This window comes from Acrocarpospora sp. B8E8 (genome assembly GCF_039871605.1).
Classification (GTDB): Bacteria; Actinomycetota; Actinomycetes; order Streptosporangiales; family Streptosporangiaceae; genus Acrocarpospora; species Acrocarpospora macrocephala.
The window spans coordinates 1-11,382 of sequence record NZ_JBDPLV010000108.1 but is presented as its reverse complement, the minus strand read 5'-3'; the positions used below and the strand labels follow the sequence as shown (position 1 = coordinate 11,382).

11 protein-coding genes and 1 tRNA gene are annotated in these 11,382 nt (G+C 67.8%); 2 read left to right on the top strand and 10 right to left on the bottom strand.

Going from position 1 to position 11,382, the window contains the following annotated elements:
- Positions 1-40 precede the first annotated feature (40 nt).
- Positions 41-113, bottom strand: a tRNA-Leu gene (locus ABGB08_RS50465).
- A gap of 573 nt (positions 114-686) precedes the next feature.
- Complete coding sequence (locus ABGB08_RS50460) at positions 687-2,015, bottom strand: NAD(P)/FAD-dependent oxidoreductase (RefSeq protein WP_347606344.1); 1,329 nt, start codon at positions 2,013-2,015, stop codon at positions 687-689.
- A 296-nt stretch (positions 2,016-2,311) separates the two neighbouring features.
- Between ABGB08_RS50460 and ABGB08_RS50455 the strand changes: the two genes are divergently transcribed.
- Positions 2,312-3,322: a methyltransferase gene (locus tag ABGB08_RS50455; RefSeq protein WP_347606341.1), complete on the top strand. Its 1,011-nt coding sequence runs from the start codon at positions 2,312-2,314 to the stop codon at positions 3,320-3,322.
- 18 nt (positions 3,323-3,340) lie between these two features.
- Here the strand turns inward: ABGB08_RS50455 and ABGB08_RS50450 are convergent, their stop codons facing one another.
- Entirely contained in the window at positions 3,341-3,955 is a 615-nt protein-coding gene (locus ABGB08_RS50450; RefSeq protein ID WP_347606338.1) for a uracil-DNA glycosylase, read from the bottom strand.
- Between the two features lie 225 nt (positions 3,956-4,180).
- Between ABGB08_RS50450 and ABGB08_RS50445 the strand changes: the two genes are divergently transcribed.
- Positions 4,181-5,380: a cytochrome P450 gene (locus ABGB08_RS50445; RefSeq protein WP_347606335.1), complete on the top strand. Its 1,200-nt coding sequence runs from the start codon at positions 4,181-4,183 to the stop codon at positions 5,378-5,380.
- Here ABGB08_RS50445 and ABGB08_RS50440 read toward each other — a convergent pair.
- The 7 genes from ABGB08_RS50440 to ABGB08_RS50410 all read right to left on the bottom strand — a co-directional run bounded on the left by ABGB08_RS50440 (position 5,361) and on the right by ABGB08_RS50410 (position 11,233).
- Complete coding sequence (locus ABGB08_RS50440; RefSeq protein WP_347606332.1) at positions 5,361-6,341, bottom strand: hypothetical protein; 981 nt, start codon at positions 6,339-6,341, stop codon at positions 5,361-5,363. The two genes, ABGB08_RS50445 and ABGB08_RS50440, sit on opposite strands and share 20 nt — an antisense overlap.
- Positions 6,341-6,667 carry a PadR family transcriptional regulator gene (locus tag ABGB08_RS50435; RefSeq protein ID WP_155347026.1) on the bottom strand — a complete coding sequence of 109 codons (327 nt, stop codon included), beginning with the start codon at positions 6,665-6,667 and terminating at the stop codon, positions 6,341-6,343. The genes ABGB08_RS50440 and ABGB08_RS50435 overlap by 1 nt, the downstream gene beginning before the upstream one ends.
- A gap of 68 nt (positions 6,668-6,735) precedes the next feature.
- Positions 6,736-7,716: a Ppx/GppA phosphatase family protein gene (locus ABGB08_RS50430; RefSeq protein ID WP_347606329.1), complete on the bottom strand. Its 981-nt coding sequence runs from the start codon at positions 7,714-7,716 to the stop codon at positions 6,736-6,738.
- 24 nt (positions 7,717-7,740) lie between these two features.
- Positions 7,741-8,235, bottom strand: a complete 495-nt coding sequence (locus tag ABGB08_RS50425) for a DUF501 domain-containing protein (protein WP_347606326.1) — start codon at positions 8,233-8,235, stop codon at positions 7,741-7,743.
- Between the two features lie 257 nt (positions 8,236-8,492).
- The gene (locus ABGB08_RS50420) at positions 8,493-8,897 is read right to left on the bottom strand and encodes a septum formation initiator family protein (protein WP_155347126.1); all 405 of its coding nucleotides are present in this window, start codon (positions 8,895-8,897) and stop codon (positions 8,493-8,495) included.
- A 65-nt stretch (positions 8,898-8,962) separates the two neighbouring features.
- Positions 8,963-10,240 (bottom strand): phosphopyruvate hydratase, encoded by a 1,278-nt coding sequence (gene eno, locus ABGB08_RS50415; RefSeq protein ID WP_155354729.1) that lies wholly within the window; start codon positions 10,238-10,240, stop codon positions 8,963-8,965.
- A 51-nt stretch (positions 10,241-10,291) separates the two neighbouring features.
- Positions 10,292-11,233, bottom strand: a complete 942-nt coding sequence (locus ABGB08_RS50410) for a MazG family protein (protein WP_347606323.1) — start codon at positions 11,231-11,233, stop codon at positions 10,292-10,294.
- Between the last annotated feature and the right edge of the window lie 149 nt (positions 11,234-11,382).

Genomic DNA, 11,382 nt, shown 5'->3' with positions numbered 1-11,382 from the left:
TTCCGCTGGTCACGGACTGGTTTTCCATGGTCACGGAGAGTGCCCCCGGCGGGAGTCGAACCCGCACAACAGCCCTTTTAAGGGGCTTGCCTCTGCCATTGGGCTACGGGGGCGCCGCGATCATACGTCACGGAGCGCACATCTGTAACTGGTGAGACTTTACGCCGCAACTTGCCCTTCTAGACAGCATGTCGGGCGCGGGAATCCGTTGCCCTGTCGGGGAATATGCGGTCTTTGGAGGGGGCGAGAGGGTGGTGGAGGCGGTGGGTCTCAGAGCAGTCTTGGTGAACTGTGAGTAACCGCCATGAAAGGGACGAAAGCCCTCGGGGATGGCCGCCGGGATGGTGGGGGCGGGCATGCGGGCGGCTCGCTCGGTGGGGGGTGCCAGGCGAGGGAGCGGGGGGTGAAGTCAGCTCGTTCACGGGGCGATCTCAGGTCGGTCAGGGCGATGCACGGTCAAAAGGTATCGAAAACTGGCGCACAGTGGACCGGCCCACCCCCGGGAATCTTGTTCGCCTGGGTTGGGCCGGTCGGATTGCCCGGTGCGACCGGGCCTGGTGCGTACGCCGGGGAGGGCAGGATGGTCGACCGCGAAGGTCACGTTAGGCCCCCTCTCGCGCGTGCGTGCGAAATGATGCACGACGCCCGAAGAGGGGGGTCCGTCGGTCGTGCCCGGGGGTGCCGGGTTAGCGCTTCTGGTTGGTGGCGGCTGCGGCTTTGAACTCCTGGCGTGGGTTCTCGATCGCGCCCAGGGAGATGGTCTCCCGCTTGAAGAACAGCGACAGTGTCCAGTCGACCAGCACGCGGACCTTACGGTTCGTCGTCGGCACCCTGGACAGATGGTACGTGCGGTGCATGAACCACGCTGGGAATCCGCGAAGCTTTACCCCGTACACGTTGGCGACGCCCTGGTACAGGCCGAGGCCGGCGACCGAGCCCGCGTACCGGTGGCGGTAGACGCGCAGGGGGCGGCCGCGCAGGTGGGCGGTGATGTTGTCGCCGAGGACCTTGGCCTGGCGGACGGCGTGCTGCGCGTTGGGGGCGCAGTATTCGCCCGCTTTGGTGACGTCGGGGACGCCGGCCACGTCGCCGGCGGAGAAGGCGTCCTTGACGCCGGTGACGGTGAGGCGGGTGGTGGTCATGATGCGGCCGCGCTCGTCCAGCGGGAGATCGCCGGAGTTGACGACGGGGGAGGGTTTGACGCCGGCCGTCCAGACGATGGTGGCGGATTCGAATTCGTCGCCGTCGGAGGTTTTGACCAGGCCGCCCACGCAGGACTGCAGCATGGTGCCCATTTTCAGCTCGATGCCGCGGCCGCGGAGTTCCTGCGCGGTCCACTCGCCCATCTCGGGCCCGACCTCGGGCAGGATCCGGTCGCTGGCCTCGATCAGCACCCAGCGCATGTCCGCGCGCTTGAGGGTCGGGTAGTACTTGATCGCGTCCTCGGTCATGTCCTCCAGCTCGGCGAGCGCCTCGATGCCGGCGAAACCACCGCCGACCACCACGAAGGTGAGCGCGCGGCGGCGGACTTCGGGGTCGTCGCTGGATTCGGCGCGGTCGAGCAGGCCCAGCACGCGGTTGCGCAGGGTGATCGCTTCGGCGATGGTCTTGAACCCGATGGCGGCCTCGGCCAGGCCGGGGATCGGGAGCGTACGGGAGATCGATCCAGCGGCCATGACCAGGATGTCGTACTCGATCTCGCGGGGGTTGCCCGCGACCGGTTCGAAGGTGACGCTCTTGTGGTCGTGGTGGACCTTGGAGACGCGGCCGTTGAGGATGCGGGTCGCGCGCAGGACCCGCCGGAGCGGGACCACGACGTGGCGCGGGGAGATGTTCCCCGCCGCGGCCTCGGGGAGGAACGGCTGATAGGTCATGTACGACTGCGGGTCGATGAGGGTGACACGTACCTGGCCGGAGCGGAGTTCGCGGCGCAGCGTGCGCTGGAGGCGCAGGGCGGTGTACATCCCGACATATCCGCCACCAACAATGAGGATGTGCTTGGCTTTGAGGTTCACCGTAGGCGCCCTTCAGATTGCTTGTGAAAGCATTCACAAGCCTACGTCATCCCGCCAGGCCGACACCAATCGACCCTGATAGCAACATAAGCGACATTTCCGGAAGGGCAACACTGGCCTGGGATTTCCTGAGGGAAGATCGACTGAAATTTCGGGACGTGACGGACTTCACACTTGTGAAGCGCTTCACAAGCTCGGCGCCGATCGTGCGGGATGCCGGTTCGGTGTCGACTAGGTAGGTTCGGCGTGTCCGGCTCGATGCGCGGGAGGTGCATCGCAAGCAGAGGGAGGCTGACGTGACGGAGCAGGAGCAGGCGTGGGGCGGGCCGCTATGGGCGGCGGCCGACCTGATCACGCCGATGGCAGTGCGGGTGGCGGCGACGCTGCGGGTCGCGGACGCGATCGCCGCGGGAGTGACCTCGGGGCCGGAGCTCGCCGCCCGTCTGGCTGTAGCAGCCGATCCGCTCGTCCGAGTGCTGGATCATCTCGTCACCGCTGGATTTCTGCGACGCGACGAGGACGGGGCCTACGCGTTGACCGATGATGGGCAGTGGCTGCGCGACGATCACCCGGAGGGCATTCGGGCGTCGATCGATCTGGAGGGCGCCATCGGGCATGCCGACCTGTCCGTGGTTGAGCTGTTGCACACGGTTCGCACCGGCGAGCCGGCCTTTCCCCGGCATTTCGGGCGCGGGTTCTGGGAGGACCTCGCCGAGCATCCCGACAGATCCGCGTCCTTCGACGCGTTGATGGGCCGCCAGCTGACCGGCGAGGCGCCGTTGGTCGCGGCCGCGTACGACTGGTCCGCCCTCGGCGAGGTCGTCGATGTGGGCGGCGGCAACGGGTCGCTGCTGATCGCCTTGCTGCGCGCCCATCCCACCCTGCGGGGAACCGTGCTCGACCTCGCGTCGCCGGCTGCCACCGCCGCCCGGGCCTTGGCGGCGGCCGGTCTCGCCGATCGCGGCCGTGCCCAGACCGGGAGCTTCTTCGAGCCGCTCCCGCCCGGCGCGGGCGGCTACATCCTCTCCAGGGTGATCCACGACTGGGACGATGACGACGTGCGCCGCATTCTCCGCAACTGCGCGCACGCCGCACGCCCCAACGGCAAGGTCCTCGTCATCGAGGACACCGGCACCGAACACGGCGAATCTGTCAGCACCGAGATGGACCTGCGCATGCTCGCCTACGTTCTCGGCCGGGAACGAAGCCTCGACAGGCTCACCGCCCTCGCCCACGAAGCCGGGCTCACTCTCGGCACGGTCACTCCCAGCCGGTTCCGTTCCATCATCGAACTCCTGCCGGCTTAGACACGCCTGCGGAATACTCTATGAGCTCAGTTCGAGGGCCCTCTGGAAGATCGTTTCCAACATCTCGGCCGTGACGCGGCCGGTGAACGTGTTCTGCTGGCTCGGGTGGTAGCAGCCGAGCAGCACCGCATCCCCGACCGGGACCTCGACTCCATGCCCGAACGGCGGGCGGCGAGTCGGCAACGCGTACCCCGCGGAACGCAGCGCGGGCCAGATCGCCTGCCACGCGAACCCCCCGAGCGCGACGATCACCTTCGGCCGGGTGAACCCCAGCTCCCGCAGCAGCCACGGCGCGCACGCGTCCCGCTCCTGCGGCGTCGGCTTGTTCGCCGGCGGCGCACATCGCACCGTCGCCACCATCCGGGCGCCGATCAGCCGCTGCCCGTCCCCGGCGTGCGTGCTCGTCTCCTGTACGGCCAGCCCAACCCGATACAACGCCCGGAACAACCAGTCCCCACTCCGATCCCCGGTAAATATCCGCCCCGTGCGATTCCCCCCATGCGCCGCCGGAGCAAGCCCGACAATCAACACCCGAGGGTCGTCATCCCCCCACCCCGCGACCGGCCGCCCCCAATATGTCTCCTCCGCGAACGCCCGCCGCTTGACCTCCGCGACCTCCTCCCGCCACGCCACCAACCGAGGACAAGCCCGACAAACCGACTCCCGAGCCATCAATTCCCGCAGCGTACGGCTCCCGCCCGCGAGCTCCACCACCTCCGCCGCATCCCGCGCGACCGGCGTATCCGCCGAAGCGGGATCGTCGGGCCAACCGGTCCCCGGAGGTACACAACTCATACAACCCAGCCTCCCACGCGATCATGTGATCCATTCCGGGAGGAGTTGGGTAGGAATGGCGGCGTGGCTATCCCCCCGATGTTCGGACCCGCGTTCGATGCCGATCCGTACCCCGCCTATGACTGGCTCCGGCGCAACGCGCCGGTGACTCGGGTGCCGTTGCCGGGCTGTGAGGCGTGGCTGGTGACCCGCTACGAGGACGCGGCCGTCGCGCTGAGCCATCCGGCGCTGGCCAAGGATCCGGAGCGTGGGTCGCCGGAGTGGCGGGCCGCGAGTCTGGGGCTGCCGCTGGATCACCGGCCGTCGCTGGCGCGGCACATGCTCAACGCCGACCAGCCCGATCATCCCCGGTTGCGGCGGCTGGTGAGCGCCGCGTTCACGCCGCGGCGGATCGCGGGGCTGCGGGAGCGGACCCAGGAGGTGACGGACGCTCTGCTGGCCGCGATGGCGGGCAAGGACGAGGTGGATCTCGTCACCGATCTGGCGTATCCGCTGCCGATCGCGATCATCTGCGATCTGCTGGGGGTGCCGGAGGCGGATCGGGCCACGTTCCACCACCACGCCTCGGTGATCGACTCCGCGGCCGCCTCGGCTGTCGAGGAGATCACCAAGGCCACCGACGCGCTGGAATTGTTCCTGGCCGACCTGGTCGCGGGCAAACGTACCCATCCCGGCGACGACCTGCTGACCGAGCTGGTGCGGCGGCCGGACATCACGCCCGACGAGCTGACCTCGACCGCGTTCCTGCTGCTGATCGCCGGGCACGAGACCACGGTCGCGCTGATCGGCAACGGACTGCTCGCGCTGTTCCGGCATCCGGAGCAGCTGGCCGCCGTCCGGGCCGACCCCGATCTGCTGCCGGACGTCATCGACGAGATGCTCCGCTACGACGGTCCGGTACGGAACGCGACCTGGCGTTTCCCCACCGAACCTGTGGTCATCGGCGGCCAGGAGATGCTCCCGGGCGAGCCGATCCTGATCTCCCTGCTGGCCGCCAACCGCGACCCTGACGCCTTCCCCGACCCGGACGCGTTCACGCCGGGCCGGATCGGGGCACCGCATCTGGCGTTCGGGCGGGGGCCGCACTACTGCATCGGCGCGGCTCTGGCCAAGATCGAGGGCGAGGTGGCCATCGGCAGCCTGCTCAGGCGTTACCCCGATCTCGCGCTGGCCACCGACCCTGACCGGCTCACCTGGTGGCCGAGCGCGATCATGCGAGGGCTGTTCTCGTTGCCGGTCCGCCTCAACGAGCCGAAGGCGTAGGGGTCGGGCTCTCCTCAGCGGGCGTCTGAGTGGGCGTCACGGTCTCGGTGGGTGCCGGAGTAGGCGTCGCGCATGGGGTCGATTCCGGTGCGGGCACCGGCGATATGCCCTTCTTCAGGTCCCATGCGGCGGTGTAAGGATCACGCCGCAGCGGCAGCGGGTATTCGTTGAGAGGCGTCGGTCCCTCCAGACAACGCTGATCTATCACGTATCCGTTCATTTCCGGATTTAAGGTGATCGGCCTGCCGTCCTGGTCGAAGAGGCGCACATCCCGGAGCGGAGTTCCATCCTTCGCGTACGGGTAGATGTTGTACACCTCGCTCCCGCTCATCCCGACCTGGACCACAGGCACAGGCCCGTACGAGGTGAACTCGCTCTGGCCGTTCCATTCGGCGACGGCCACCATGCCGCCCACGAACAGGAATCCGGCGAACACGTTGACGGCGACCAGCAACGTGCGCCCCCATCCGCCCCGCGCACGCCGCCCGATCCATACCGACAGCCAGATGGCGGCCAGCGTGAACAGCCACGCACCGATGCTCTCCGGCACGAACTGCGTCGTCATGGTCGAGAACGAAACCAGCAGCAGCCCGAGCGCGTAACCGCGCAGCACCCACCAAGCGGGGCGTAAGTCCGGCATGAAACCCGCTAGCTGCCGGTACGGCGGGAACCGCGACGCCCTCGTGTGCGCCCGCGCCACCGTCCCGGCCGCCCAGGACCCCACCCGGGCGCGCACACCCGGCCGCACCTGGGCCAGATCCTCGGGCCTGCCCCCGTAGGCGGCCCGCAACTCCGCCGCGTACGCCTCCGGCGACCCAAGCCGTTCCTCCAGCGGTACGTCCGACTCGGCCGCCACCTCCGCCAGGTGATCGTCCAGATCCTCGACGAGCTCCTCCAGATCCGCCGCCGGGAGGTCGGCGAGCGCGTCCCGTACGGCCTGCGCATACTCGTTCGGATTCATCACGCGTGCACCTCCTTGAGCAGATCGTTCATGGTCGCGGCGAAAGCCGTCCACGTGGCCGCGGACTCGGTCAACTGGGTCCGCCCCACACTGTTGAGCCCGTAATACTTCCGATGCGGCCCTTCATCCGAGGCCACCACATACGAGGTGAGCGCCCCCGCCTTGAAGAGGCGCCGAAGCGTGCCATAGACGGACGCGTCCCCCACGTCCTCCAACCCTGCCTCACGCAACCGCCGGACCACGTCGTAGCCGTAGCTGTCGCGCTCGTGAAGGACCGCCAGCACGGCCACGTCAAGCACACCCTTAAGAAGCTGACTGCTATCCACGCAACGCACAGTACTGCGCAATGCGTACTAGCGGCAAGTGGGCTGTTTCCCACCCTCGGTCGAAGGGGTTATGCGATGGACCAGGCGATTCCGTCGAGGATGTCATGTTCGCTGACGACCACGTCAGGGAAGCCGTAGTGGCGCATGATCTGGTCGAGGATGGTGGCGCCGGTGCTGATGACGTCCACCCGGCCGGGGTGCATGACGGGGATGGCGGCGCGCTGCTCGTGGGTCATCTGGGGAAGCCGGGCGGCGATCTCGTGAACCTGGGCGACGGGAATGCGGGAGTGGTGGATCTTCTCGGGGTCATATTCGGGGAGGTCGAGGGCGATTCCGGCGACGGTGGTCACGGAACCCGCCAGGCCGATCAAGGTCTTGGCGGTGCGGATGGGGACGACTTGTTCCACCTGGGCCAGCGCCGCTTCGACGTCGCGGATGACTCCGGCCACGTCCAGGCCGTCGGGTCCGGTGTGACGTTCGGTGAGGCGTACGCAGCCGATATCCACGGAGAGCGCCGCGTCCACGGACGTATTGCCGAGGACGAATTCGGTGGAACCGCCGCCGATGTCCACGACCAGGTAGGGGGGTTCGATGCCGGAAATCGAACGGGTGGCGCCGGTGAAGGAGAGTTCGGCCTCCTCATGGCCGGTGATCACCTCGGGGTCCACGCCGAAGATCTCGCGTACGCCCGCGACGAATTCATCGCGATTGGTGGCATCCCGGGTGGCCGAGGTGGCGACCACGCGGACCGGCATGAGGTCGGCGCACTGCAGGCCCGTCGTCGCCACTCCGGCGCTCGGGACGAACAACCCCACCGGACCGGCCAGGTGCGGAGCCGCGTGCCGCCGGATCAGCCGGCGATATTCGCACATCGCGTCGAACGTCCGCTGCAGGGCGTCAGGCGCGAGCATTCCGGTGCGATCGACGCCCTGACCCAGCCGGACGATCTCCATGCGCCGTTCCAGGTCGGTCTGGGTCTCACCTTTGATGTCCGTGATCAGCAGACGAACCGAGTTCGTCCCGCAGTCGATGGCCGCCACACGACTCATGTATGCCTCCGAGGAGAAGGGGGTTCAGCCCGCGCAGCAAGGCCCATCAGACCACCAGTCGGGGAGCAAGTCCAAAGCCTCCCGCCCGAACGGGTTGATCCCGGGCACCGCCAGTTCGTGACCGACCAGGGCATGCAAACACTTCACCCGGTCAGGCATACCCCCGGCCGACTGCATATCCCGCGGCAACGGCGCAAGCCCATCCTCAGCCGCCGCCTTGTCCCGCCGAGCCACATAATCCTCATGCGCGACCCGATAGGCGGCCGCCAGCTCGGGATCCTCCAGCCGGGCCGTCATCTCCCGCATCAACCCGGACGCCTCCAGCGTCCCGATGGCCGACGCCGCCTTCGGACAGGTCAGGTAGAACAAGGTCGGAAACGGCGACCCATCGGGCAACCGAGGCGAGGTCTCCACCACATCCGGGAGCCCACACGGACACCGGTGCGCGACCGCGCGAACACCTCGGGGTGGCCGCCCCAACTGCCGCTCCACCGCGGCCAGGTCTCCCTGATCAACCACCGTTCCCCCTCGCTAAGAACACCTAACAGTCTCCCCTGTCCTTCCGGCGACGCCGCAGGGCAGGTTGCCCATCGACGCCGGAGCATCTGCCGCGCGCCCTGCCCGCTCTCCGGTCGGAATGCCGCAGCCGCTCTTGGCGCCGGTGCGGCGAGAACCACCACCTGCGTGAACGGCGCCGGATAGCGGTGAGCAAGCCGACGACCTGTTAGGCGTTCTGACTCACGAACAAGCGGGGAGCGGTGGCGGAGCGCCGAGCGTCAATCCCGTGTTGCCGTGATCTTCTTGCCTTCGCCCTTGTCAGCCGCCTCGACGGACTCCCAGAGCGCCACATACCAGGGCGCCTTGCCCTCGGCCTGCTTCCCGGCCTTCGCCTGCGTCTTCCCGGTGTCGTTCAACACGCCGTAACACTTGGCCCCAGGTTCGCAGAAGTGCAGCTTCTCCTTGGCCTGGCGCTTCACGTAATCCGGATCCTCAAGGCGTTTGCGCTGCTCTTCCAGTTTCCTGAGGTCCCCGAGTGCTTTGGCCTGCTGCTGCTCCAACTGGGCGATCTGCCGTCGCTGCGCGATGAACTCGCGCACCGGATAGGCCAGGCTCATCGCGATCGCGCACACGACGACCGCGAGGATCGCCGCCCTTCCGGTCAGCTGTGGACGCTTGGCCATCACACTCCCAACGCCGGTTCAGTACGGCTTGCGCCTCTCGATCGGCGCAAGCCGTACCGCAAAACCTAGCCGCGGAAGCGCGGGAACGCCGCGCGACCCGCGTAACGGGCGGCGTCGTCGAGGAGTTCCTCGATCCGGAGCAGCTGGTTGTACTTGGCGACGCGGTCCGAGCGGGCGGGCGCGCCGGTCTTGATCTGGCCGCAGTTGACGGCGACCGCGAGGTCGGCGATCGTCACGTCCTCGGTCTCGCCGGAGCGGTGGCTCATCATGCAGCGGTAGCCGCTGCGGTGGGCCAGCTCGACCGCGTCCAGCGTCTCGGTCAGGGTGCCGATCTGGTTGACCTTGACGAGCAGGGCGTTGGCGGTGCCCTCCTTGATGCCGCGGGCCAGCCGCTCGGGGTTGGTGACGAACAGGTCGTCGCCGACCAGCTGCACGCGCGAGCCGAGCGAGACGGTCATCGCGTTCCAGCCGTCCCAGTCCGACTCGTCCAGCGGGTCCTCGATCGAGACCAGCGGGTAGTTGTTGACCAGGTCCTCGTAGAAGGCGATCAGCTCGGCCGAGCTGAGGCCTTTGCCGTCGATGGTGTAGACGCCGTCCTTGTGGAACTCGGAGGCGGCCACGTCCAAGGCGAGCGCGATGTCCTCGCCGGGACGGTAGCCAGCCTTCTCGATGGCGACCAGGATCAGGTCGAGCGCGTCCCGGTTGCTGGGCAGGCTGGGGGCGAAGCCGCCCTCGTCGCCGAGCCCGGTGGCGTAGCCCTTCTCCTTGAGCACGGACTTGAGCGCGTGGTAGGTCTCGGCGCCGATCCGGACGGCCTCGGAGAACGTCTCGGCGCCGATCGGCGCGATCATGAACTCCTGGATGTCCACGTTGGAGTCGGCGTGGGCGCCGCCGTTGAGAATGTTCATCATCGGGACCGGGAGCAGGTGGGCGTTGGGGCCGCCGAGGTAGCGGAACAGCTGCAGGTCGGCGCTGGCGGCGGCGGCCTTCGCCACGGCCAGGGAGACACCGAGAATCGCGTTGGCGCCCAGCTTGGACTTGTTGTCGGTGCCGTCCAGATCGATCATCGTCTGGTCGATGATGCGCTGGTCTTCGGCGTCCATGTCGAGGATCACGTCTTGGATCTCGTCGGTGACCGCGAGCACCGCCCGCTCGACGCCTTTCCCGTTGTATCGGGAGCCGCCGTCACGCAGCTCGACCGCTTCGAACTTGCCGGTCGACGCGCCGCTGGGCACCGCGGCCCGGCCGGTGCTGCCGTCTTCCAGCAGGACTTCGACCTCGACGGTGGGGTTACCGCGTGAATCGAGGATCTCGCGTGCGTGTACGGCCTCGATGGCAGCCACGAAGCACTCCTTGAAATCGAAGGACAGTTTGCGAGGAGAGCCTACCGAGACCTAGTCCTCGGTACGGGCATCTAGTCCATCAATCGAGACGACATGAGCCTTGTACGCCCTTGCGACGGCCCGCAGTTCCGCCTCCGGATCGAGACCGGCCGCTTGGGCCTCCCGGACGAGCGCGAACAACCGCTTTCCCAGATCCGACCCTTCCGGGGTGAACTCGGCATGATCTCCGCCCCGGCGTAGCAACTGCGCGACCAGCGACAACGCGGGCTGCCCCATCGGCACCCCGTCCAGCGGCGACGACTCCCCCTTCGCGGCCCGCTCGGCCTTCTTGATCGCCTCCCAGTTGGCGTTGACCTCGTCCGCGTCGGCGACCTCCACGTCGGCGAACACATGCGGATGCCGCCGGACGAGTTTGTCCACGATCCCCCCGGCGACATCGTCGATGTCGAACCCGTCCGCCCGCTCCTGCGCGACCCGCGCATGAAAAACCACCTGAAACAGCAGATCCCCGAGTTCCTCACGCAGCGCCGAGTAATCTCCCGCTTCGATCGTCTCCAGCACCTCGTAGGCTTCCTCCAGCAGGTACGGCACCAGCGACTCGTGCGTCTGCTTCCCGTCCCACGGACACTCCCGCCGCAACCGCTCCATCACCGCGACCATGTCCAGCATCCGCGCCCCCGGAAGGTCATAAGACCCCGGCACAAGCTCAATCTCCGGCGGCTCCGCCAACGCCAACGCCGCATGCCCAACCGCCCGCAGAAAACTCTCATCCCCATCTTGCGCGGCCAACCACACCAGGGTGCCCTCACAACTCTCGGCCGCGATCCCCACCGGATCCGCCCGGACCTCCACCTCAACCCCTTCGAGGTAGGGCAACACAGGATGCTCAGCCGACCCGGTGAGCACCCGCCCCGACCGAAGCACCTCCCAGGCACGCTCACTCAGCAACCCGGGAGCAACCCGAGGCGAGGTGGTAACAATGATCAGCGGCATGCCTTCACCTTACGACCAAGAACTTACGGGTGTTCTCCCACCCACCCAGCCCGTTTGTTCCCCCGCGGGCTCCGCCCGCCCCCGCCATCGCCGTGGTTCTCCACCCGAAACAAACCGCCATGGCACGCTGGCTCCCCCCACCCACCCAG